The sequence below is a fragment of the Floridaenema evergladense BLCC-F167 genome (genome assembly GCF_041929205.2).
GTDB classification, from domain to species: domain Bacteria; phylum Cyanobacteriota; class Cyanobacteriia; order Cyanobacteriales; family Aerosakkonemataceae; genus Floridanema; species Floridanema evergladense.
In genome coordinates, this window is record NZ_CM171625.1 from 5,563,184 (window position 1) to 5,586,064 (window position 22,881).

Consider the following 22,881-nt stretch of genomic DNA (forward strand, 5'->3'; position numbering starts at 1 on the left):
GGTGTCCCATTTGAGTTTCTGCTTTGTCTAGTTGGGAGAGTAGAGATCAGAAATATTAGCTTTTCAATTCATTTGTTGAGTTTTCGGAATTTAGCGATCGTCTAATCAGAAAATGTTGTTGCTGGGGTACGTTGTTGCGCTTTAGCGCTTTAGATGAAAGCGCTGAAGCGCAACAACGTACTTATTTTTTAGTAATTAGCAACTAAGTTATTACATTTTTGTGAGTGTTCGCACTAATCAAAGTAAAGTTTATTTTCATAGGCTTGCTCTCCAATAAAAGGGCTGTTATTCTAACAATAGAAGCAAAGAAAAGCTTCCCTGGCAGATCAAACAGCCTGGTGTCAAGTTACTTAAGTAAAAAAGAGGAAAAACAGCTGTTTAACTTACGTCTGTCTCGTCCGAAAACAACACCCAACCGGAACATTGATATTTCCTAAGCTGGTTAACTGAGAGTAATACAATGGTTTTTCAATCAATGTAACTCTAGATAGTATTACCAATCACAGGAAATCACTCGATAAGTAAGGCTTGGGTGTTGTTGTGTTGTAAAGGATTTCCAAAGATAAAAGCGAGTTTTGCAGAAAGACTTTAAAATATAAGTCTGAACTTCGCTATTTGAATTAAATTAAGTATTATGGCGATTATTGCGCTGAGAGCTTGGTATCTCCAGAAGTATGAGCCACTGAAAGAACTGGAGAAACGTACCCATGATTTGCGTCTCAGTAAGAATAGTTTGTTAAAGTCGGGGTTGCGGGCAGATTTTTTGGAAGATAGCCAGGAAGTCAAGCGATCGGCCTGGTTTGAAAAATATTTGGATGGGGAAACTGTAGAATTTTACATTGAGGGTAGCGGTGGCTATACCATTGCCAACATCGATTTATGCAGTCATGAGATCTATTTCACCAAACAATCGGTAATGGCGGATTTAGAACCGACAATTTTCCTGTGTTATCAAAAAGAATATGCTTTAGCGAGTGAAGCTTTGCGGGAAGGGTTGCAAAATACGGTAGAAATTTTGAATCAGCGATCGCGTTTAACACTAAAACTGGTAGAATCACAGCGTCCTACCGATAGCCCGCTGCGGTTGAGTGAGATGATGATGCGGAAAATCCGCAAAAGCTTATTGTTTATTGCTGATAGTACAGCGATCGCTCGTTTTGAAGGTGAAGGAACGCCAGCACAATTAATTCCTAGTCCCAAAGTTTGCTTAGAACTGGGTTATGCGCTCCAAAGCAAGCGTAGCGAACAAATTTTGTTAGCGCAAATGGAACGACCGGAAATGAGGGGACAATTTCCCTTTGACTTGCCAAAATACCAAAGATTGTCGTTTAAAGATGCCGAAGAATTAGAGGAAATGCTGCCAAGTGCGATCGAAGCGCAACTAGCAAGGTATAATTTATTTTCTTAAAGCTGTTAAATTGGGCAGTTCTTGAAAATTTTGTCAGTTCGAGTAACTTTTGCCCGTAATATGTTTCCATACAGTAGAGAATAGTTTTCTGTTATGCCCAGAACTCCTTCTGAATATGCAGTACACCTATTAATCGAAGGTGGTCACAGGGAAGAGGTGCGTTTCCCGACAATTCAAGACTTTCAAAAGTGGTACAGCGGGGAACTGGTGCCAAAATCTTCCTCCAATGACTTTATTAACGTTCCAATTAAGAACATTCAGGGAGAATACATGGTGGTACGACCATCCCGGATATTGGCGATTCGAGTAGAACCAGTGTTCACATCCAGTGTCGAACGATTCGACGACTAGAACCGATATTCACATCCAGTATTGACCGAGTAGCTTGATGATTAATACGCTAGGTTCTTTCGCCCTTAGTTTGGGCATAATGTTTGCTCAGATTCCGATTCCTAACAGTAGCTTACCGTTGCAACCGATTACGGAACCACAGGAGCAACAGTTAGGTTTAGACGATCGCCTCTGGGGTAGTCCCGGACAAAGGGGAGATAAACAGGCTTTATTGGAGTCTATTGCCAATAGTCTGCGATATTTGCGATCGTCCAAAGCAGCGGCAGCTTACGCTAAATATCCTGTAACGGGAATTACTTTAGCTAGGGTGCGACGGAGTTTGGTAAGGTTTCGCCAATTGGTAATTAACTCTGATTCTCCAGCACAATTAAGAGCAGCTGTAAGACGAGAGTTTGTCTTTTACCAATCCGTCGGTCACGATCGCAGAGGAACGGTGACATTTACAGGCTACTATGAGCCAATTTATCAAGCTAGTCTGACACCAGATGAAAATTACCGCTATCCGATTTACCGCTTACCACCTGATTTTGCCAGTTGGCAACGTCCGCACCCAACAAGATTGGAATTGGAAGGGAAAGACGGTTTACAGGGTGAAAAAGGGCGATTAAGAGGGTTAGAACTAGCTTGGTTGCGCGATCGCCTGGAAGCTTTTCTAATTCACATTCAAGGTTCTGCCCGTCTGCAATTACCCGATGGCAGAATTATGAGTGTTGGGTATGCAGGTAAAACCGATCATCCTTACATCAGCGTGGGTAGAGAACTGGCGAAAGATGGCAAATTACCGCTATCAGGGCTATCAATGCCCGTGATGATCGATTTTTTCCGCCATTATCCCCAAGAATTGAGCGTTTATCTGCCACGTTATCACCCGTTTATTTTCTTCCGGGATAGTGGTGGTGCGCCAGCAACGGGCTACACTAACGTACCAGTGACCCCGGAAAGGTCGATCGCTACCGACAAAGATTTAATGCCCCCAGGTGCTTTAGCCTTAATTAACACTTCCTTACCTTTCCCCAAGCGCAGAGGTGAGATGGAATTTCGCCAAGTTAGCCGCTTTGTCTTGGATCAAGATGCCGGAAGTGCGATTAAAGGCGCAGGTCGGGTGGATGTGTTCATGGGAACTGGTCAGTTAGCGGGCGATCGAGCAGGCGTGATGAAGAGTAGCGGGCAACTTTATTATTTGTTGCTCAAAGAGTGAATGGGGACTAGGAAAATTTTGAGTTTTGAGTTATGAGTTTTAAGTTATTAATTCAAAACTCAAAACTTAAAACTCAAAACTAACGAAGGGGACTAGGAACTAGGGGAAATTCATTAACTCTAAACTCACCCAGTACCCAATCCCCAATAAAGACAGCGAGAGGAGTGTAATTAATGCCAACTATAGAGGAGAACTACCAGACTTGGAATGATAGCTATGATTGGTCTGAGGGTGGTGCTGAATGGTCGAGAAATTGGGGTAATATTCCGATTCAATGGTATGCAGTGCTAATGCCCAGACTTTATCCGTTTGTTCCAGCTGCCAGAATTTTGGAAATAGCGCCCGGTGCGGGACGGTGGACAGAATTTCTCAAAGACTTGTGTCAAGAGTTGATTTTAGTCGATTTGTCGAAGAAATGTATGCAAATTTGCCAAGAAAGGTTTGAGAAACATAGCCATATTCGCTATTTTGTCAATGATGGTTCTTCTTTGGCAATGATTGAGGATAATTCGATCGATTTTGCTTTTAGTTTTGATTCTTTAGTTCATGCTGACCAACCGACTTTAGCTGCTTATTTGCAACAACTTGCAGCTAAATTAACAGAAACCGGATGCGGTTGGATTCATCATTCTAATATGGGTGAATACTCGGATTTACAAAAAGATGAGTTTACTGGTTGGCGATCGCTCGATGTCAGCGCTCAGACTTTCCGTGTTGCTGCGGAAGCGGCAGGGTTGCGCGTGATTACCCAAGAAGTATTTACTTGGCGCAGTGAAAAATTTACGGATTGCATTTCTATCTTTACATCCTCACTTTCACCTTACCCCTATCCTGATAAAATTATTCGCAATCCTGATTTTGCCGCTCAACGTACTTATCTTAAACAGCTGGCAGATATTTACGGAGCATTGCATAATGAAAAAATGATTAAAGCAGGTAGTAGAATAAAAAAACTTTAAATCTACTTTTGGCTTTAGGAAGAATTTATTTCTTTTCCTCTCCGCTAAAAACCTCTGCGATCGAGCCTTGGTGCGGCGATTTATTCGTAGTAACAATCACCATATTAATCCGTGTACTCACTCAAGATCGGCAAAGCATTTGTGCATTATAAATGAGGCATTTTGACCAAACCCAAAATATGAAGACAAAGGGACAAAAGGAGAAATTGCTTAACCTAAGACTTTCCTGTTCTCTGTTCCCTGCTCTGATTGTTAGCCTGCAAGTTAATAAAGACCTATGGAAGCATCCTTTGATATTACCCTGTTGATGGTCATTACTATCATCGCAGGCATAAGTGCCCAGGCGATCGCGGAATTTCTGAAAGTTCCTAGTATCGTCTTCTTACTGGTATTTGGCATTTCGTTAGGGCCAAGTGGTTTGGGTGTGTTGCATCCCAATTTGCTGGGTACTGGTTTAGAGGTAATTGTGGCACTCTCGGTAGCTGTGATTCTGTTTGAAGGGGGACTAAACCTGGAATTACGGGAACTGGGAAGGGTTTCTGGTAGTTTGCGAAATTTGGTGACTATCGGCACGCTAATTACTTTAATTGGCGGTGGCATGGCGGCGCATTGGTTGGGTGAGTTTCCTTGGTCGATCGCTTTCCTTTATGCTTCTTTGGTAGTGGTTACAGGGCCAACTGTGGTTAGTCCGTTGCTTAAACAGGTGAAGGTCGATCGGCAAGTTGCTACCCTCTTAGAAGGAGAAGGGGTTTTAATTGACCCTGTAGGTGCGATTCTGGCAGTGGTGGTTTTAGATACCATCCTCAACCCGAATGCTAACCCGCTTTTAGCTTTCAGCGGTCTATTCCTGCGCTTGGGTATTGGGGGAATTATCGGTGCTAGTGGTGGTTGGTTGCTGGGTTGGATTCTGAAAAGAGCCAATTTTATTTCGGAAGAACTGAAAAACTTAGTAGTTTTGGCGGGTTTGTGGGGTTTATTTACCCTAGCGCAAATGATTCGCAGCGAATCGGGACTGATGACTACTGTAGTTGCAGGAATTGTTTTGCGAGCATCTGCCGTTCCCGAAGAACGTTTAATCCGACGCTTTAAAGGACAGTTGACTATTTTAAGCGTTTCTGTTTTATTTATCTTGCTATCAGCAGATTTGTCGATCGCCAGTTTATTTGTTTTAGGTTGGGGTAGCGTTTTTACCATTTTGGTATTAATGTTTGTGGTACGCCCAATTAGTATCCTTCTTTGTACTTGGAATAGTGGCTTAAATTGGCGACAAAAACTATTTGTCTGTTGGATTGCACCCAGAGGAATTGTTTCTGCTTCCGTTGCTTCTTTGTTTGCGATTCTGTTAACTCAAAGGGGATTTAATGGCGGAGATTCAATCAAGGCATTGGTTTTTTTGACCATTATTATGACGGTGTTTTTCCAAGGATTAACCGCAGGTTTGGTGGCTAGATTACTGAAAATTACTTCTACACAAGCAACTGGAGTGGTGATTGTCGGTTCTCATGCTTTGGGAAGGTTGATTGCACGAATGTTCCAAGAACGAGGTGAATCAGCTGTTTTGATTGATACCGATCCAGAAGCTTGTAAGTTAGCAGAACAGGAAAATTTGCGAGTTTTCTTAAGTAGTGCTTTGGATATGGAAGTATTGGAAAAAGCTGGATTAGCTACGGCGGGAACCTTTATTTCTATGACTAATAATGGGGAAGTAAATTTAGTTTTGGCGCAAAGAGCAACTGAAGAGTTTTCCCCTCCGAGAGTTTTAGCTGTATTCCCTCGCGATCCTCAACTAAGTAATGAAAATAAGAATCATCATAGTAAAATTCAACAAGCTTTTGTGCAACATTTACAAATTAAAACTTGGAATGAATATTTAAATGATGGCAAAGTGAAGTTGGGAGAAACTGAATTAAAAGAAGAAGGTTTTGCTTTTCAACAGGCACATTTGCAAGCGTTAATTCATTCGGGAGAATTTGTGCCTTTGCTAATGGAAAGAGACGAACATTTGATGATTGTTCCGGTGGCGGAAGAATGGCAGATTGGCGATCGCATTATCTACCTATTACACGATTTGCGACCGAATTTACTCAAACGTTTATCTGGTGCTAGTCCTTCTTCTCCTTTAGTATTAGAAAAACTTCCAAAAGTTGAAGAAGTACCAATTCCTTATTCAGTAAGAGAACCTTCTTTGGAAAAAGCTTAAATCTAAAGCCGACAAGAGGAATACAGTAATAAACTCAATGGATAGATGACTAATAGCAAGTAAGAAATGACAAATTAAACTAAACACTTTGTCCAAAGTGGCAAAATTTCAGGAGAACCATACCACATTCCAGGTGATTTCGGAGAATGTCTAATGCCTTCAATGGTGATATTTTCTGCGCCTTCTAAATGTGCGGCTTCGATCGGTGTAATTCCATCTCCCCAAGTTTCACCGTTACCACAGGTGATTTGATAACTGTTAAAAGCTAACCAACTCCCTTTTTTTCTTGCGCCAAAAACGGATTTTCCGGCAATACAAACATAACGAACGTAGGGATAAAACGCACCAGGATAGTTACTGTTAACAAAATCTAAATTACGTTTTGTCCAACGTTCTAAACTAATGTGAGGAGTTCCCAAAGATACGAGTGAGGCGACATGAGGATGAGCGCTCCAAAGCCGATCTGATTCGATCGCATCGCCATGAATAGTATATGGTTTTTCTCCAATGTAAATTCGGGAAATCCAACCACCTGCTGAATGTCCAATTAAATTAACTTGAGAGGCGTTGTTTTGCTTCAAACTTTGTTTGACAGTACGATCTAGTCTGCGTAAAATCGGCACCATCGATCGACCGCCCACCGTCGGCAACCAATCTCTCTTTCGTAATGGTACTGTTACCGTAGGAAAACCAAGTTCTTGTAAGCTTTTCTCTAAGGCTATGTAAGCAGTCGCCCCTTCAAGATATCCAGGTAAAATAACAACAGGTAATGGCATTTTGGTTCTAATAGCTCTAATTTCAGAATTTACTGGTAAATTTGTGTCTAGAAGTATTTTCAGTAGTTACTTAATTTAACTTCTAGTAAAATTTTATGCTTATCAACTGAAATTTTTATCTGTATAATTACTTAGATTTTTAGCAAAAACGGATACATGAGCTAGAAAAACCTTTGTTACCTTAGAAAAGTAAACAATCAAAAATTTTGTCGATCGTCGTGCAAACAGGCACTCTTTACGGAATTAGTGTAGGCCCAGGAGATCCAGAGTTAATTACTCTAAAAGGATTAAATTTACTCAAAAGTGTACCAGTTGTGGCTTTTCCGGCTGGAATTGGGGGTAAAAAGGGGATAGCGCAGACTATTGTTTGGCAATGGATATGCGATCGGGTGCAGTTAGCTTTACAGTTTCCTTACATCCAGGATGAGGCAGGTTTAAATTCGGCATGGCAACTAGCGGCGCAGCAGGTATGGGAATATTTGCAACGTGGAGAGGATGTTGCTTTTGTTTGTGAGGGAGACATTAGTTTTTACAGCACTTTTACTTATTTGGCAGCAACTTTGCAGCAGCAACACCCAGAAGTAAGGGTGCAGACAGTACCGGGAGTTGCTTCGCCAATGGCAGCAGCGTCAGCTTTGGGGCTACCTTTAACCATAAGGGATCAACGTTTGGTGATTTTACCTGCTCTTTATCGGGTAGAAGAGTTAGAAGCGGTTTTAAATTGGGCGGATGTGGTGGTGTTAATGAAGGTAAGTTCAGTTTATCCGCAGGTTTGGCAAATGTTACAGCAAAGAGATTTGTTGCAGCATAGTTATGTGGTGGAACGGGCAACTACAGCTGAGCAAGTAGTGTATGATGATTTGCGCGATCGCTCCGAGTTGAAATTGCACTATTTTTCGTTGCTAATTGTCAAGGTGATTAGGGGTTAGGGACTGGGGACTGGGGATTGGGGACTGGGGACTGGGAGAGTTTTGAGTTAAGGAAATTTCCTGTCTAGTGCCTTTAAGATATAACCAACTAGGGGATACTTCTGATAGTCTAAACTTTGTGTCGCTAACATGAAATATAGATCTCTCGTACTTATGGTAATAAGTAAACTAGATTAGTGGTTAAAACGCTGGATCTATAAGCAATCCCTAGTCCCCAGTCCCCAGTCCCCAGTCCCCAGTCCCCAGTCCCCAGTCCCCAGTCCCCAGTCCCCAGTCCCCAGTCCCCAGTCCCCAGTCCCCAGTCCCCAGTCCCCAGTCCCCAGTCCCCAGTCCCCAGTCCCCAGTCCCCACGATCGATCGCAAAACTTAGCTTAAGTTATCTGCTATGTCTCACCTTTCACCCATCAACACCATAACTGGAACTCTAAATTTGCCGTTAGTTGTGGCAGCATTAACCTCTGTTGGGCTGCATTCGCTATTTTGGTTTTATCAACCAGTAGTGCCAATGGCTGATAAACCAACAGCTGTAGCAAGCGATCGACGCAGCGTGAGAGTTGTACAATTAACGCCAGAGGAAATTCTCAGGTTGCCAGAATATGCCCAACAGAGAACGCAACCAACTTTACCTCTGCCACAGGAACAAACTCCTGTCAATCTTTTGCCTAGTTTGCCCCAAGCTAAATCAGAAGTTACTTTACCAGCACCACCGAGTTTTCCCATTTACAACCCCAATCCTTCCCCACCTTTACCTACTCCAGAAGTGAAAACTCCAGAGGTGAAAACTCCAACTTCGCGCCGTCGCGATCGAACTACAGTTCCTAAATCTCCTCAAGAAACTGTAAAAAACAATCGGAGAAATAATCAATCTTCGCGGATAAAACAGCCTCAAATTGATGAAAAAATAACTAGTCGTCAATCAAATTTAGATTCGCCATCGCCAACTCAAAAAAGAGCAGAAATTCAGCTACAACAAAGAAATCAATCTCAACCAGATAGAGGAATGTCTGTTAGCCAATTTGAGGACTCTTATAACTCTTATAAAAGGTATCTTGCTCAACAACAGCAAAATTTAAATACTACTCAATCTGCTCAATCTGCTCAATCTACACAAACTACTCAATCTAGTCAAAGAAGAACTCAAGTTCGGGGTAATCAAAATCGAAATCGAAATAATGAAACAACAGGGGAATTACTCGATCGCAATCCATTGCAGCCAAATTTAGTTGGGGGTGAAACAAGTACTCAGAGTCAAAGTCAAAATAGAGATGATATAAGTTTAGCCGACCTACAAAGTCGCAATAATTTGAGGAATGATATTAATCAAGAAGATGTAGAAGCTCGAATTAAAGTATCGTATGGTTACGATGCTACCAATACAAGAGAACTCGACGCAAATGCAACCTTTAATGACTGGTGGAAGGACAAAGTTAGACAGTATTCAAATAGGTTAAATGCCCCTAAAAAACCGTTTGACGATACAGTTCGTTCTTCGTTTAAGATAAAATTACCATCTGTTAGTCAGGCAGGAATTGCTGTTTTAGTCGATCCAGAAGGCAAAATTTTGGAAACAAAATTAATCCAGAGTACTGGTTATAATCAACTTAATGACTTGGCGATCGATCAAGTGAAAAAGCGTGATTTTCCTGCTAGCGGCAAATATGAAATCTACCAATATCGCTTTGCTATAGATCAAAAAGATTTACCTACTGCTTCGGAAGCTGCTAATCGTTAAACTAATTAAACTTTAATACTTGCCTATGATTCTGGATTCATCTTTTGCTAAACAACTGCATAGTTCTTCAGAGAAATTATTTTCATTTGTGGAGAACTTTGATCAAGTTAAAGTGTTAGTTGTGGGAGATTTAACTCTTGATGAATTTTTGACAGGACAAGTAGAAAGGGTTTCTCGTGAAGCACCTGTTTTAATTATCCGTCACGAACAGACTAAACAAGTGCCTGGTGGAGGAGCTAATGCAGTTTATAATTTAGCGAAGTTAGGGGCGCAAGTTCAGGTAGTAGGATTATTAGGTAAAGACGATCAAGGTCAAGCTTTGCGACGGATTTTTGAAGCTGCGGAAATTGACACTAGTGGTATTTTTTTAGACTTGCATCGTCCGACGGTGACAAAAACGAGAATTTCTGGGCACGCACGTCAGTCAGTAACGCAACAAATTGTTAGGGTCGATCGCAAATCTGACGATTTACCAGAAGAAAGTTTACAATTACAATTAGCTGATTACATTCGCTCTCAAGTAGAAAAAGTTGATGTAGTAGTTTGTTCAGATTATGGTGATGGTGTATTCACTCCCCCGGTAATTGCAGCAGCTTTAACTCACCCTTTAACTATTGTTGATACCCAGCAAAATTTACAACGTTTTGCAGGTGCAACTTTGTTTACTCCTAATTTGCCAGAAGCAGAAAAAGCGGTAGGTTATCCAATTTCTTCACTGGAAATTTTAGACCAAGCGGGAAAGGATTTGTTGACATTAACTCAGGCGCAACAAATTTTAATTACTCGCGGAGAATTTGGCATGAGTTTGTTCGATCGTACTGATTCATCCAGTTCCCATATACCCGCTTTTAACCGCACAGATGTGTATGATGTTACTGGTGCTGGCGATACAGTTGTTGCTGCTTTAACATTAAGTTTATGTGCTGGTGCCTCAGTTTGGGAAGCAGCAGTTTTAGGCAATTTAGCTGCTAGTATTGTCATCCGTAAATTCGGCACTTCCACAACAACATCAGGAGAAATTAAATCAGCTTTAGAAAGTTTGTTAGATGAACTTGAGCAATTTTAAATTCAAGCTAGTTTGTTGTTAGGAATTTGCACGACTGAATTTATTACAACAGACCTTTTGTTATTAGTCCGTTGTAACTATTTTAGTCGTTTCTTTCTTCCTGTTTCATAATGTGACCGTTTAAATCAAATTTCAGTTCTGTTTCGGGAAAATCCAATTTAGTTAAATTACGAATTATTGGAATACTGTTCTTACCCCGATCGGGATAAGGAATGCCCCTTCTGTCTAGTTGTACAGGAGTAATTTTGCCAGAAATAAAGTCTCCTTGGGAGTTGACTTTAACTTCTAAAATCAAGGATTCTCCTAACACACCTCTAGTAGATAAAGTCCGATATCCGACAAAATTTCCCAAAGAATAAGCAATCAATTTGCCTTTATATAATTCCATTGCTCTGGGAACGTGAGGGCCATGTCCTAACACCAAATCTGCACCATTATCGATCAGAGTGCGAGCAAAAAGTACTAAGTTTCCGCGATTTTCTCCGTAGAAATTTTCCTGACGATTTCTAACTCGCATTGCACCTGTTCCTTCCGCACCACCATGAAAAGAAATTATTACAAAACTGGCTTTTTTTTGGGCTTCTTTGACAAGTGCGATCGCTGATGGCAAATCATTTAAAGAATTGTGCCAAGACAAATGACTAAAGCCAATAAAAGCAATATCTACACCCTTGATGTTCTTATAAAGAATTTGGTTTTTCTTCCCTACAGTTTTCACACCTGCACTTTCTAAATTTTTAATCGTATCTTCAAAGCCTTTGATGGTAAAATCGAAAGAATGATTGTTAGCTACGCTCATCACAGTAAAGCCAACTTCTTTTAAAAGGTTGGCATACTCTGGCGGATTGCGAAAGGCATGAACCATTGGACGGCTAGTATCTTTTGCCGTATTAGGATAGTTAGTTAATGTACTTTCAAAATTGCCAAATAGTATATCTGCTCCTTGTAAATATGCTTTGACATTTTGAAACAATTCTTGCTTATTTTGCGGCAATCTATTATTAGGAAAATTGGTGCCAGGAACAATATCTCCCACAGCTTTAAGCGTAATAGAATTTTTATCATCTATGACAGGTGAAGTTACGACAGCAGGTTGTTGTGTGGCTTTTGGTGTAGGTTTTTTACTAGCTTGAGGAGTTGGAGTTTGAGTTTCTGGAGTGGTCGGATCTTTTTGTTCTAAAGGTTGTAGTTGCTGGCGTTTGTGGCGAACAGGTGAGTTAATTTGATAGCTGAAAACTACCCCTAATATGGCTACCATCAGCCAAGTAACCCCACCCACTAACATTAAACGAACCTTTTTTTTGAACTTTTTTGTGTACTTTGGCGGTTTGCGCTTTCTTTGTTCTAGAGGATGAGGAACTGTAGTGAATTGAGGTGCAATGGGCGGAAAGTAGGGAGTTTGGGCTAAATCAAAAGCTTCCGTCCAAGTGGGCCATTTGTGGTCGCTTCTGCGCCCGTAAAGCCTCACGCAATCGATATGACGCGGGTTGAGGCGAGTAATTCCGTCAATAATGAAGCGAAATAAGACCGATCGATCGGGAATTTCATCTGCAACCAAAACGATATGCAGCCAATTATCTTTTGTTTTCGCGATCGCAGTTACGCCCTTTTTCGCAATCACCTGATTAATTAAGGCAGCGATCGCTTCGGGATTGCCTTCCTGCGCCAGGGTAACAATGCTTTTCTGTTTCAAAGCCACCTGAGTCACAATTGTCTCCTCACACCTAACTGATACACTTGTTTATAGTCGGACTGAAAAAAAGTTTAAACCGGACAGAGGAGAAAATAGCAACTAATGACAGATAGTTTTTCCAAAGATCAAGTTAGAACACCTCGTCGGTTGTTGGTGACGGGAGGTGCGGGTTTTATTGGTGCTAATTTCGTCCTTCACTGGTGCGATCGCTATCCAGACGATCGAATGGTCGTATTGGATGCTCTCACCTACGCTGGAAATCGTAATAATTTAGCATCTTTGGCGGGAAAGGAAAATTTTCGTTTTGTCGAAGGTAATATTTGCGATCGAGATTTAGTCGATCGACTCTTACAAGAAGAGAATATTGATACAGTTGCCCATTTCGCCGCTGAATCGCACGTTGACAGGTCAATTTTAGGCCCAGGTGCCTTCGTGCAAACCAACGTAGTCGGAACTTTCACGCTATTGGAAGCTTTCCGCCAACATTGGAAAAATGCTTCCTTAACTTCAGGACTTTTCCTGCACGTTTCCACCGATGAAGTTTACGGTACTTTAAGCCCCGACGACCCAGCTTTTACCGAAACTACACCTTATGCACCCAACAGTCCTTACTCGGCATCAAAAGCTGGCAGCGATCACCTAGCACGGGCATATTATCACACCTACGGAATGCCGACAATTATTACTAATTGCTCAAATAACTATGGCCCTTATCAATTTCCTGAAAAGTTAATCCCTTTGATGTGTATTAATGCCTTAATTGGTAAGAATTTACCTGTTTATGGTGATGGTCAAAATATCCGAGATTGGCTATTTGTGTTAGATCATTGTCTGGCTTTAGACACAGTAATTCATAGTGGAAAGCCAGGGGAAACTTACAACATTGGCGGCAATAATGAAGTGAAAAATCTTGACTTAGTACACATTTTGTGCGAGTTAATGGATGAATTAGCACCTAATTTACCAGTACGTCCTTGTAAGGAATTAATCACTTTTGTTAAAGACAGACCCGGACACGATCGAAGATATGCAATTAACTCCTCAAAATTGCAAACAGAGTTAGGCTGGAAACCTTCTGTTACTGTAAAAGAAGGGATGAGAAAAACAGTTCAATGGTACTTAGATAACGAAGCTTGGTGGAAACCTTTGTTATCTGAAGAGTATCAAGCTTATTACAGCAAAATTTACAGCTAATCACCAAATTATTTATACTTCTTGCAAAAGCAAAGTATCCATATCTTTTCATTTTTGTGTGTTTTTCTGTATCTGCGGTCATCTATGGTAAAAGTTCCGAATCTAAACTTTTGCAAGAAGTTTAATTTTCATCTAGAGCCTTCAGTTACTAAATTATGAGTTTTTCAAAAGATGTTACATTGTACGATCGCGATTTCCTACTCTGGACAGAACAACAAGCTGAATTATTGAAAAAAGGCTACTGGGAAAAGTTAGATATTGAGAATTTGGTTGAGGAATTAGAAACTTTGGGGCGCAGCGAACAGAAAGAACTTGGCAGTTATTTACAAGTCCTTTTAATGCACTTACTGAAATGTCAATACCAACCTGAAAAAAGAACCAAAAGCTGGGATAACACAATCTCTAATTGCCGAGACAAAATTCAGGATTGTTTGGAAGATACTCCGAGTTTAAAAAGATTTATTGAAGATTCCGAATGGGTAAACAAATATTATCGACGCGCTAGGAGAGATGCTGCTAAAGAAACTGAAAAACCAATGGAAAATTTTCCAGTGGAAATGCCTTTTACAATTGAACAGGTTGTTGATTCAAGCTTTTTAATTTAACTGCAAAGGAGAGCAAATTATGAATATATCTTGGTTGCTTCCCGAACAAGGTTTTTTAAGTTTAGCAAGTTACCGCAGCATTCTAAGTATTGGTAGTGCTGGAAGTATTCTAAGTATTGGTAGTGTGGGTAGTATTTTGAGTATTGGTGGTGTTGGCAGTATTTTGAGTTTTGGAAGTGCCGGAACTATTTTAAGTGTGTTTAGTGCCGGAAGTATTTTATCTGTTTTAAGTGTCGGCAACATTCTCCGGGTACTAAAATTTAATTAACCGGAACAAGTAAAAAAAACCAATAAACATCAGCTTCATGAAAATCCGAGAAGCACAAATTGAAGATATAGAAACTCTCTTTGAGATTAGAACTAGCGTGATTGAAAATTATCAGTCTCGTGAAGAGTTAGCTGATTTAGGAATTACTCCAGAAACTATAGCAGAAATGTTGCTCGCTGATTGTCGGGCCTGGATTGCAGAAATTGACGATCGACCAATTGGTTTTTCAATGGCAAATGCCACCGAAAAAACCATCTTTGCCATGTTTATTTTGCCTTCTTTTACAGGTCGTGGTGCTGGACGTGCTTTAATGCAGCAAGCTGAAGAATGGTTGTGGTTACAAGAAGGAATAAAACAGATTTGGTTATTAACAAGTAACGATCCAAAAATTAGGGCTTATGGATTTTATTTACATCTTGGTTGGACACCTGCTGATATTCAACCAGATGGACAAATTAAATTTATTAAAAGGCGGAACTCCGCTGCCAGTTTAGGTGACTCCGGGGGGCCAAGTAGTGAAGATGAAAACTATTACTGAAGCGATCGCCAATACACCCTGAATCAACCTACCAACCAAATTACCAACTACAATCCCCACACCTGCTTGTGCTGCCAGCTTAATTCTAGGTTCAAACTCTAAATCACGGCGATACAGGAACTCGCCAATAATAGCACCTAGTAATGGCCCAATTAATATACCCAAAAGTGGCCCGCCAAAAGGTAAGGCTGGTAGCAAGCCAAAGAATCCCAAAGTTAAGCCGACAAAAGCACCAATTTGTCCCCAGTTACTAGCGCCAGCTTGTTTTCCGCCCCAGTAAGTAGCTACAAAATCTATGCCCAAACTCAGCAACAGAACTGCTAAGGCTGTTGCTAACGCTATCCAGACACCTTGGGTAAAGCCGTCGATCGCTCCCCAAACAAAAATGGAAACTAAAATTAGACTAGCCCCTGGAATTCCCGGAACTAAAGCCCCAATAATTCCCACAACCATCAACACAATCAGTAGCCAATACAAAATTATCATTTGCGTTCGTCAAATCTCAGCTGGTGTAACATCATTTAAGTAACAGCTGAAGCATACATCTAGTTTGTCAGCAATTCCGGCAATCCAATTTTCATCTTGCTGGGTGTAACTGCGTGGCGCATTAGCACCCAACACTAAAACCCCACGTTTACCGATCGGTTGACAAATTACACCTTGAGTATTTCTTGGTAGGTAATCAAATTCAATCCGTCCTGGGTAGAGTTTTAAATCTACTAAATAAACTGGTTTTTGCTTGTCTATAACTCGCTGTAGAATTGCCCCTGGCTTCACTTCTGGATTATCGCCCAAAATGCCCCGGCGTAATAAAACTTTACCTCGATCCCAAACTACTACCGTGCGAGTGGCAGTATTAGTTAACAACATCAGGGATGCCCAAGCTAGTTCGGTTTTCACTGCTTCTGGTAAATCTGGGGCGAGTTCAAATCCTTCTTTACCGATCAATTCTACTGCTTCTGGCGATCGCGGTTGTACTTGTTGCCAGAGTAACCCAGTGAAAATCAACAAAGCACTCAACAAAATACCTAAAGCATCAGAACGAGCTTGAGAATCCGCCAATTCTGGGGTAAGAATCCGGTTGACGAAGAGTAAAGTTCCTCCTAAAGCACCAACCACGATCGGGAGAGATTTTAAAACTTGGTTGTTGTCCCTTGCCATTTACAGATAATTATTTTTCGTTTTCCCCAAAATCGCCCAAGCGTTGAAACTGATAACCCATCGATCGAGCAGTCAGAATCAATTCTGGGTTGCTGGGGTCTTCTTCTAATTTTGCCCGTAAACGAGAAACATGAACATCAACCACGCGAGTATCTACCAGTCTTTCTGGAGTATACCCCCAGACTTGTTGCAGGATGTCCGATCGCGAAATTGCCTCTCCTGCATGACTCACCAACAATTCCAGAAGGTTGAACTCCATTCCTGTGAGGCGGATTCTGCGATCGCCCTTGTAAACCTGCCGCTTATTGGTGTCAATTTTCACATTACCGATCGAAATTACTCCCGAATTGGGAATCCCCGAACCGCCTGATTTGTCTACCCGACGCAACACGCAACGAATCCTAGCTTCTAACTCTTTAGGAGAAAAGGGTTTGACAACGTAATCATCCGCGCCCAATTCTAAGCCTGTGATGCGATCGGCTACATCTCCCAAAGCCGTTAGCATAATAATCGGCACATTCGATTCCTTACGAAACTCCTGACAAACACCGTAACCATCAAGTTTCGGCATCATCACATCCAAAACCACCAAGTCAGGATTAGAATTGCGGAAAGTTTCCAAAGCCTCCTCACCATCAGCAGCAGTGACCACATCATAACCAATCATTGACAGGCGGGTTTCCAAAATCCTGCGAATGCTGGCTTCGTCATCTACCACCAAAATCTTTTCTTTACGATTTTCCATTGCCAAAATTAGTTAACCTAAAGATTTCAATTTGTTAATTTTTACTACCTTATTTTAAGATAATACAAATTCTAGTTAAGTTAAATTTTTTTAATAGTTTATTAGAAAGCAACCGATGTTAACCTTTACAGAATTATTTCTTGTCCCTATGTTTAGTTTAAACTCATACTGAGTACCAAAAGCTATTATTTGTTACTCTTTTTGAATTTAATTAAGTCAATTCATCGAAAAAATTTAATATTCCTCTACAATTCAAAGGTTAAAGAGGAAAGGGGAATATCCAAACCTTGAAATTTATAAGGCAAAAATTGCTCCAACTGTCTCCTCTGCTGCTTTGCCCTTGGGTAAAGTCTTGAGTTAAAGAGTTTTCTTATCACCTTGTCCCCTTGTCCCCTTGTCCCCTTGTCCCCTTGTCCCCTTGTCCCCTTGTCCCCTTGTCCCTTACTTCTCAGCCTCTCCCGGCTCAATAATACGTTGGAAGAGATAGCCTGTGCCTCTAGCAGTGAGAATCAGTTCTGGGTTGCTTGGGTCATCTTCTAACTTAGCTCGTAAACGAGAGATGTGAACATCGACTACACGAGTGTCTACGTGACGTTCGGGAGTGTAACCCCATACTTCTTGGAGGATTTCGGAGCGAGAAAAAGCTTCTCCCGAACGGCTGACTAAGAGTTCTAACAAACTAAACTCCATACCAGTCAGACGAATTCGCTCATCACCTTTGTAGACTTGGCGTTTATTGGTGTCAATTTTAATATTGACAACTGTGATGACACCGGAACTGGGGATACCGGAAATGCCGCTTTTGTCTACCCGTCTAAGTACGGAACGGATACGAGCTTCTAATTCTTTAGGGGAAAAGGGTTTGACGACATAATCATCTGCGCCCAATTCTAAGCCTGTGATGCGATCGGCTACATCTCCTAAAGCCGTTAACATAATGATGGGTACATCCGATTCTTTTCGCAATTCCTGACAAACACCATAACCATCGAGTTTTGGCATCATTACGTCCAAAACTACTAAATCAGGAGTGGCATTGCGAAAGGTTTCTAAGGCTTCCTCCCCATCGGCAGCAGTGACGACATCATAGCCAATCATCGACAGACGAGTTTCCAAAATTCTGCGAATGCTGGCTTCATCGTCTACCACCAAAATTTTCTCTTTGTGGCTTTCCAAGTTACTCAAATCTCCTTAAATCTGTAGCGTTTCTCTTCATTAATTTTTAGTACCATTAATTAAGATATTACCCTAAAGAGTTCAGTTCTTTTTAGCCGAAATTCTTATGCTTGCTGCATTTGAAGCTAATTTAAGAATTAGGAGCTAATGTTTACACTTTTTTACAATTAACACAATGCCTAAGCCTCGAACTACTTATATATGTAATGAATGCGGGGCCGAGTCTCCACAATGGTTTGGTAAGTGTCCTGCCTGTAATACTTACAATTCCCTCGAAGAACAGCTCATCACTCAATCATCTGCTCTTCCCAGTCGTGGTAGTTGGCAGGGAGGGACTCGGAGTAATGGTAAATCAGCGGTGCATGATGAACCAAAGCCCAGGTTGTCTTTAAAATTTTCCCAAATTACTGACAGACAACAAGCAAGGTGGTCTTCTGGCTACGGAGAATTTAATCGAGTGTTAGGTGGGGGAGTAGTTCCGGGTTCTTTGGTTTTGATTGGTGGAGATCCCGGAATTGGTAAATCTACCTTGTTGCTTCAGGTGGCAAATCGACTTTCTGAGGAACGACGCATTCTTTATGTTTCTGGCGAAGAGTCGGGACAACAAGTAAAGTTGAGAGCTTCTCGTTTGGGTGTTGGTGAGAATTTTAATTCGGAGATGGAAAAGTCAGAATCGACAGATTCAGCAGAAAATTTGGAGTTACCGGAGGTAAGTGAACCAAAACTTTATGTGTTAGCTGAAACTGATTTGGAGGAGATTTTAAAGGAGTTAGAATCTCTGAAACCAAATTTAGCTGTAATTGATAGTATTCAAACGATTTTTTTACCGTCAATGACTTCTGCGCCTGGTTCGGTGGCGCAGGTAAGGGAATGTACTGCGGCGTTAATGAAGGTGGCGAAACGTGATGATATAACGATGTTAATTGTGGGTCACGTTACTAAGGAAGGAGCGATCGCAGGCCCCAGAGTTTTAGAACATTTGGTAGACACGGTATTGTATTTTGAAGGCGATCGCTTTGCTTCCCATCGGTTATTGCGATCGGTAAAAAATCGCTTTGGCGCAACCAACGAAATCGGCATTTTTGAAATGGCCGATCGGGGATTAAGAGAAGTTGCCAATCCTTCGGAATTATTCTTAGGAAATCGGGACGAAGTTGCACCGGGAACGGCGATCGTTGTTGCTTGTGAAGGCACTCGTCCGTTAGTAGTGGAATTGCAAGCTTTAGTAAGTCCGACAAGTTATTCTAGTCCCCGTCGTTCTACTACGGGAGTTGACTACAATCGCCTGTTACAAATTTTGGCAGTGTTGGAAAAACGGGTGGGAATTCCTTTATCGAAATTGGATGCTTATGTAGCTTCTGCTGGTGGTTTAAATGTGGAAGAACCAGCGGTAGATTTGGGAATTGCGATCGCAGTGGTGGCGAGTTTTCGCGATCGGATTGTCGATCCTCGCACCGTGTTAATTGGCGAAGTCGGTTTAGGCGGACAAGTTCGCTCTGTTTCCCAAATGGAATTAAGGTTAAAAGAAGCAGCGAAACTTGGGTTTCAAAAAGCGATCGTTCCCAAAGGTCAAAAATTCCCCGATTATGGTTTAGAAATTGTTCCGGTTTCTAAGGTGATTGATGCGATCGTAGCCGCCATTCCCGCACAACCCCGCTTCGGTGGCGACGAATTTTCCGACGATGAAGAGGAAGAGAACTTCGAGGAATAAAGATAGGTACGTTGTTGCGCTTTAGCGCTACTATTTCAGTGCTAATAAGAGTTCTAAAGCGCAGCAACTCCTTAACGACAACCCTGCTGAGAAACTTGTCCACCCGGCAAAGTAGCGTTACACAAATTAGCACCCTTCAAATTAGCTCCCTGAAGATTGGCGTTTTGGAGTTTAGCGTACCTCAAATTAGCTCCACTTAAATTGGCTCCACTCAAATCAACATTAATTAATACGGCATTATTTAAATTAGCACCACTTAAGTTAGCACGACTCAAGTTAACACGAAACCAAGTAACATTGCTAAGATCTAGACCAGAAAGATTAGCAGAACTTAGGTTAACTCCTTGTGATAAATAAGCCGTTGCAAATTCACTTCCTTTTAAATTCACTCCACTCAAATTAGTATTTGCTAAATAAGCATATCTGAAATAAGCGTTAGTTAAAATAGCTCCGCTTAAGTTAGCTCCGTAGAAGTCTATACTACTAAGGGTGGCATAATTTAAATTTGCAGAGCTTAAATTAGCACCGTTCAATTTAGATCCATCTATTTTCGCATAACTCAAATTAGCTCCTTGCAAGTTAGCGCCACTCAAATCACATCTCTCACACCGTTTAGTTTGTTGCAGTTGTTGAATGTGACCAGGCACAGCAGAGTAAACTGAAAGAGTCATAGTGATAACTGCCAAAGGTAATAACACTGGCATTAGTTTAAATTTCATAACTTTATTGAACTCATGTAGAAGCAATAATATTTTCTCTTATGGCTGAGGTTTTAAATAGGAATTTAATTTTAAAAATTGCCCAAAAAATTTGCTGTTCCTAATTGCATTTTTTGGTCATTTGACATATCATATAATAATGAAAATCTGTGTAATCAGATATACTAATTCAAGTTGCTAATTATAAATCTAGTTCTTTCTTAGCCCCCCTTGAGTAAGGGGGTTGGGGGGATCTAAACCTATTAACCACAGCGTTAGATCCCCCCTAACCCCCCTTACTCAAGGGGGAATAATAACTAGCAACTTGCGTTACTAATTTTTCAGACACTTGACAAGTCAAAATTAGGTAAACTTTAAAATCACCTATTCAGATGAATAAAACACCCTCCCACATTGCCATTTTTTTGCGCTCCTTAGCTGGAGGCGGAGCAGAAAAAGTAATGGTAAACTTATCACGTAGCTTTGTCGAAAAAGGATTAAAAGTAGACTTAGTACTTACCAGAATTAAAGCTACTTATGATGCGGAAGTACATCCCAACGTGCGAGTAGTAGACTTACAAGCACCCAAATTACCCACAAGCATTCCCAAACTCACAAATTACCTAAAAAAAGAGCAACCTTTTGCCTTACTTTCCGCCTTGCATTATCCCTGTGAAATTGCTTTGTGGGCAAAACGTTTAGCCGGAGTTTCTACTAGAATCATCGTATCCGAACACAACACTTTATCAGTAGAAGCCAAGCGTTTACCACAGTTAACAGCACGCCTAACTCCCATAGCTGCAAAATTATTTTATCCTTGGGCTGATGGCATTATTGCAGTTTCCCAAGGAGTTGCCACCGACTTAGCAAATGTCACAAAAATTCCCCAAGAACGCATCAAAGTAATTTACAATCCAGTAGTCACACCAGACATAGAAGAAAAGGCAAAAGAACCAGTAGAACATCCTTGGTTTGCCAGCGGACAACCTCCAGTAATATTAGCAGTAGGAAGATTAATTGCTCAAAAAGATTATCCCACTTTAATTCGGGCTTTTGCAAAAGTTTTAAAACAGCGCAAAGCTAAATTATTAATACTAGGAAGTGGACAAGAACGAGAGCAACTTAATAATTTAGTCCGAGAATTAGACATAGAAAATCATGTTGGTTGGATCAATTTTGTATCAAATCCTTATGCGTACATGGCGCGTTCAGCGCTACTTGCTTTATCTTCAGCTTGGGAAGGATTCGGTAATGTTTTAGTAGAAGCAATGGCATCAGGAACTCCCGTAGTTTCTACTAATTGTCCCAGTGGCCCTGCGGAAATTTTAGATAATGGTAAATACGGGGAATTAGTGCCAGTGGGTGACAGCGAAGCAATGGCAGCAGCAATTTTGCGAGTATTAGCTGGTGATTATAAAAAAGTCGATCGAACTTGGTTGCAGCAATTTACCTTAGAATATGCCACGCAAAAATATTTAGAAGTTCTCGGCGTTTCTAAAACCAATTAAAGTTAATTGTACTGTTTTTTGACAATGCGATAAAGGCATCTGCCCAAAATCTCTAAAGCTTCTAGTGGAGAAACAGAAGACCAATAATTTTGCACAAGTTTTTTATAGTCTTTTTCCACTCCACCACAACGCCAATAGGTGCTAATTCCATCGGCAAAAACTTTATTGGTAAATTTGGATAATTCAGGGAATTTTTGCTTTAACCAATAAGCTGTTACTACATCTAATCTAGCTCTATAAGGCAATTTGTCAAACCTAAAAGTGTAGGCATTGTCGCCATGTACTCTTTGAATAGCAAAATCTTGATCCAGGTAAAAACCTGAACTTAAATAATATGTAGCAAGTTTTATATAATTGTCACTTAAGGGCGGTTCTTCCGGCATAGGAAGAATTAAACTTAATAAAGAACGTCGATAAGTAATACCAGATGTGGCAGGATGAACGAAGCGTCTTTGTCCGCTTTTAATGTAATCTCGATAATCTAAATTCCCAAAAGTTGTAGGACGACTAACTTTAAAAGTTTTCCCGGTTTCAGGATTCATTACTTTAAGAGTGTGAAAACACCAACCAATGTCGGGATACTGTTGATAAATCTTCACGATTTCTGCTGCTTTTTCCGGCAAAAACAAGTCATCAGCATCTAGCATACAAATAATTTCACCCCGACTTTGAGCAAAGCCGATATTAAAAGCTGATGCTTGTCCTTTATTGTCTTTTAAAATAGGGATGATTTTGTCTTGGTAATTGGTGATAATTTCTCGTGAATTGTCAGTAGAACCGTCATCAACTACAATAACTTCTGTATGCGGGTAAGTTTGATTGAGGGCGCTATCTATTGCATCGGGTAAAAATTTACCATAGTTATAGTTATTGATGATAATGCTTAACTTAGGTTGTTCTGCCATAACTCAATTTTTCCCCAAGTGAGATAGGAACACTATAATTTAAGAGACATGGTTGTTGAA

At 40.8% G+C, this 22,881-nt stretch carries 22 protein-coding genes; 14 read left to right on the forward strand and 8 right to left on the reverse strand.

The features are described from left to right. The first annotated feature begins 634 nt into the window (after window positions 1-634). The 5 genes from ACE1CA_RS26695 (at window position 635) to ACE1CA_RS26715 (ending at window position 6,116) form a co-directional block, all read left to right on the forward strand. Window positions 635-1,408: a hypothetical protein gene (locus ACE1CA_RS26695; RefSeq protein WP_413279289.1), complete on the forward strand. Its 774-nt coding sequence runs from the start codon at window positions 635-637 to the stop codon at window positions 1,406-1,408. 93 nt (window positions 1,409-1,501) lie between these two features. After that, window positions 1,502-1,759, forward strand: a complete 258-nt coding sequence (locus ACE1CA_RS26700) for a hypothetical protein (RefSeq protein WP_413279288.1) — start codon at window positions 1,502-1,504, stop codon at window positions 1,757-1,759. A 37-nt stretch (window positions 1,760-1,796) separates the two neighbouring features. Beyond that, window positions 1,797-2,957 carry a murein transglycosylase A gene (mltA, locus tag ACE1CA_RS26705; RefSeq protein WP_413279287.1) on the forward strand — a complete coding sequence of 387 codons (1,161 nt, stop codon included), beginning with the start codon at window positions 1,797-1,799 and terminating at the stop codon, window positions 2,955-2,957. A gap of 173 nt (window positions 2,958-3,130) precedes the next feature. Beyond that, a complete protein-coding gene (locus tag ACE1CA_RS26710) occupies window positions 3,131-3,916 on the forward strand; it encodes a class I SAM-dependent methyltransferase (protein WP_413279286.1) in 786 nt (261 codons plus the stop codon). A gap of 277 nt (window positions 3,917-4,193) precedes the next feature. Then, a complete protein-coding gene (locus ACE1CA_RS26715) occupies window positions 4,194-6,116 on the forward strand; it encodes a cation:proton antiporter (RefSeq protein ID WP_413279285.1) in 1,923 nt (640 codons plus the stop codon). Window positions 6,117-6,190: 74 nt separating this feature from the next. Here the strand turns inward: ACE1CA_RS26715 and ACE1CA_RS26720 are convergent, their stop codons facing one another. Beyond that, window positions 6,191-6,892 carry an esterase/lipase family protein gene (locus ACE1CA_RS26720; protein WP_413279284.1) on the reverse strand — a complete coding sequence of 234 codons (702 nt, stop codon included), beginning with the start codon at window positions 6,890-6,892 and terminating at the stop codon, window positions 6,191-6,193. A 218-nt stretch (window positions 6,893-7,110) separates the two neighbouring features. Here ACE1CA_RS26720 and ACE1CA_RS26725 point away from each other — a divergent pair, with 218 nt between their 5' ends. The 3 genes from ACE1CA_RS26725 to ACE1CA_RS26735 all read left to right on the forward strand — a co-directional run bounded on the left by ACE1CA_RS26725 (window position 7,111) and on the right by ACE1CA_RS26735 (window position 10,619). Next, the gene (locus ACE1CA_RS26725) at window positions 7,111-7,821 is read left to right on the forward strand and encodes a precorrin-2 C(20)-methyltransferase (protein WP_413279283.1); all 711 of its coding nucleotides are present in this window, start codon (window positions 7,111-7,113) and stop codon (window positions 7,819-7,821) included. A gap of 385 nt (window positions 7,822-8,206) precedes the next feature. Further along, a complete protein-coding gene (locus ACE1CA_RS26730) occupies window positions 8,207-9,553 on the forward strand; it encodes an energy transducer TonB (protein ID WP_413278722.1) in 1,347 nt (448 codons plus the stop codon). Between the two features lie 25 nt (window positions 9,554-9,578). After that, window positions 9,579-10,619, forward strand: a complete 1,041-nt coding sequence (locus ACE1CA_RS26735) for a bifunctional heptose 7-phosphate kinase/heptose 1-phosphate adenyltransferase (protein WP_413278721.1) — start codon at window positions 9,579-9,581, stop codon at window positions 10,617-10,619. Window positions 10,620-10,701: 82 nt separating this feature from the next. Here the strand turns inward: ACE1CA_RS26735 and ACE1CA_RS26740 are convergent, their stop codons facing one another. Further along, on the reverse strand, window positions 10,702-11,904 hold the full coding sequence (locus ACE1CA_RS26740; protein ID WP_459563633.1) for a CapA family protein: 1,203 nt from the start codon (window positions 11,902-11,904) through the stop codon (window positions 10,702-10,704). 510 nt (window positions 11,905-12,414) lie between these two features. On the opposite strand from ACE1CA_RS26740, the gene rfbB reads away from it, so the two are divergent. From rfbB to ACE1CA_RS26760, 4 genes are all read left to right on the forward strand, one after another. Continuing rightward, window positions 12,415-13,506, forward strand: a complete 1,092-nt coding sequence (gene rfbB, locus ACE1CA_RS26745) for a dTDP-glucose 4,6-dehydratase (protein ID WP_413278719.1) — start codon at window positions 12,415-12,417, stop codon at window positions 13,504-13,506. A 155-nt stretch (window positions 13,507-13,661) separates the two neighbouring features. Next, entirely contained in the window at window positions 13,662-14,111 is a 450-nt protein-coding gene (locus ACE1CA_RS26750) for a DUF29 domain-containing protein (RefSeq protein ID WP_413278718.1), read from the forward strand. Between the two features lie 19 nt (window positions 14,112-14,130). Further along, window positions 14,131-14,379: a hypothetical protein gene (locus ACE1CA_RS26755; RefSeq protein ID WP_413278717.1), complete on the forward strand. Its 249-nt coding sequence runs from the start codon at window positions 14,131-14,133 to the stop codon at window positions 14,377-14,379. Window positions 14,380-14,416: 37 nt separating this feature from the next. Next, window positions 14,417-14,917: a GNAT family N-acetyltransferase gene (locus ACE1CA_RS26760; RefSeq protein WP_413278716.1), complete on the forward strand. Its 501-nt coding sequence runs from the start codon at window positions 14,417-14,419 to the stop codon at window positions 14,915-14,917. Here ACE1CA_RS26760 and ACE1CA_RS26765 read toward each other — a convergent pair. The 4 genes from ACE1CA_RS26765 to rpaB (ACE1CA_RS26780) all read right to left on the reverse strand — a co-directional run bounded on the left by ACE1CA_RS26765 (window position 14,870) and on the right by rpaB (ACE1CA_RS26780) (window position 17,999). Then, on the reverse strand, window positions 14,870-15,403 hold the full coding sequence (locus tag ACE1CA_RS26765) for a DUF456 domain-containing protein (protein ID WP_413278715.1): 534 nt from the start codon (window positions 15,401-15,403) through the stop codon (window positions 14,870-14,872). The genes ACE1CA_RS26760 and ACE1CA_RS26765 overlap by 48 nt on opposite strands. 9 nt (window positions 15,404-15,412) lie before the next feature. Beyond that, window positions 15,413-16,078, reverse strand: a complete 666-nt coding sequence (locus ACE1CA_RS26770; RefSeq protein WP_413278714.1) for a cofactor assembly of complex C subunit B — start codon at window positions 16,076-16,078, stop codon at window positions 15,413-15,415. 10 nt (window positions 16,079-16,088) lie between these two features. Further along, window positions 16,089-16,823 (reverse strand): response regulator transcription factor RpaB, encoded by a 735-nt coding sequence (gene rpaB, locus ACE1CA_RS26775; RefSeq protein WP_413278713.1) that lies wholly within the window; start codon window positions 16,821-16,823, stop codon window positions 16,089-16,091. Window positions 16,824-17,264: 441 nt separating this feature from the next. Further along, a complete protein-coding gene (gene rpaB, locus ACE1CA_RS26780; RefSeq protein WP_193982543.1) occupies window positions 17,265-17,999 on the reverse strand; it encodes a response regulator transcription factor RpaB in 735 nt (244 codons plus the stop codon). 175 nt (window positions 18,000-18,174) lie between these two features. On the opposite strand from rpaB (ACE1CA_RS26780), the gene radA reads away from it, so the two are divergent. Beyond that, window positions 18,175-19,710: a DNA repair protein RadA gene (radA, locus tag ACE1CA_RS26785; RefSeq protein WP_413278712.1), complete on the forward strand. Its 1,536-nt coding sequence runs from the start codon at window positions 18,175-18,177 to the stop codon at window positions 19,708-19,710. A gap of 71 nt (window positions 19,711-19,781) precedes the next feature. On the opposite strand, the gene ACE1CA_RS26790 is transcribed toward radA, so the two are convergent. Next, the gene (locus ACE1CA_RS26790; RefSeq protein ID WP_413278711.1) at window positions 19,782-20,429 is read right to left on the reverse strand and encodes a pentapeptide repeat-containing protein; all 648 of its coding nucleotides are present in this window, start codon (window positions 20,427-20,429) and stop codon (window positions 19,782-19,784) included. A 371-nt stretch (window positions 20,430-20,800) separates the two neighbouring features. Here ACE1CA_RS26790 and ACE1CA_RS26795 point away from each other — a divergent pair, with 371 nt between their 5' ends. Next, window positions 20,801-21,916, forward strand: coding sequence for a glycosyltransferase (locus ACE1CA_RS26795; protein ID WP_413278710.1), 1,116 nt, complete (start codon window positions 20,801-20,803; stop codon window positions 21,914-21,916). Between the two features lie 2 nt (window positions 21,917-21,918). On the opposite strand, the gene ACE1CA_RS26800 is transcribed toward ACE1CA_RS26795, so the two are convergent. Continuing rightward, the gene (locus tag ACE1CA_RS26800) at window positions 21,919-22,821 is read right to left on the reverse strand and encodes a glycosyltransferase family 2 protein (RefSeq protein ID WP_413278709.1); all 903 of its coding nucleotides are present in this window, start codon (window positions 22,819-22,821) and stop codon (window positions 21,919-21,921) included. Between the last annotated feature and the right edge of the window lie 60 nt (window positions 22,822-22,881).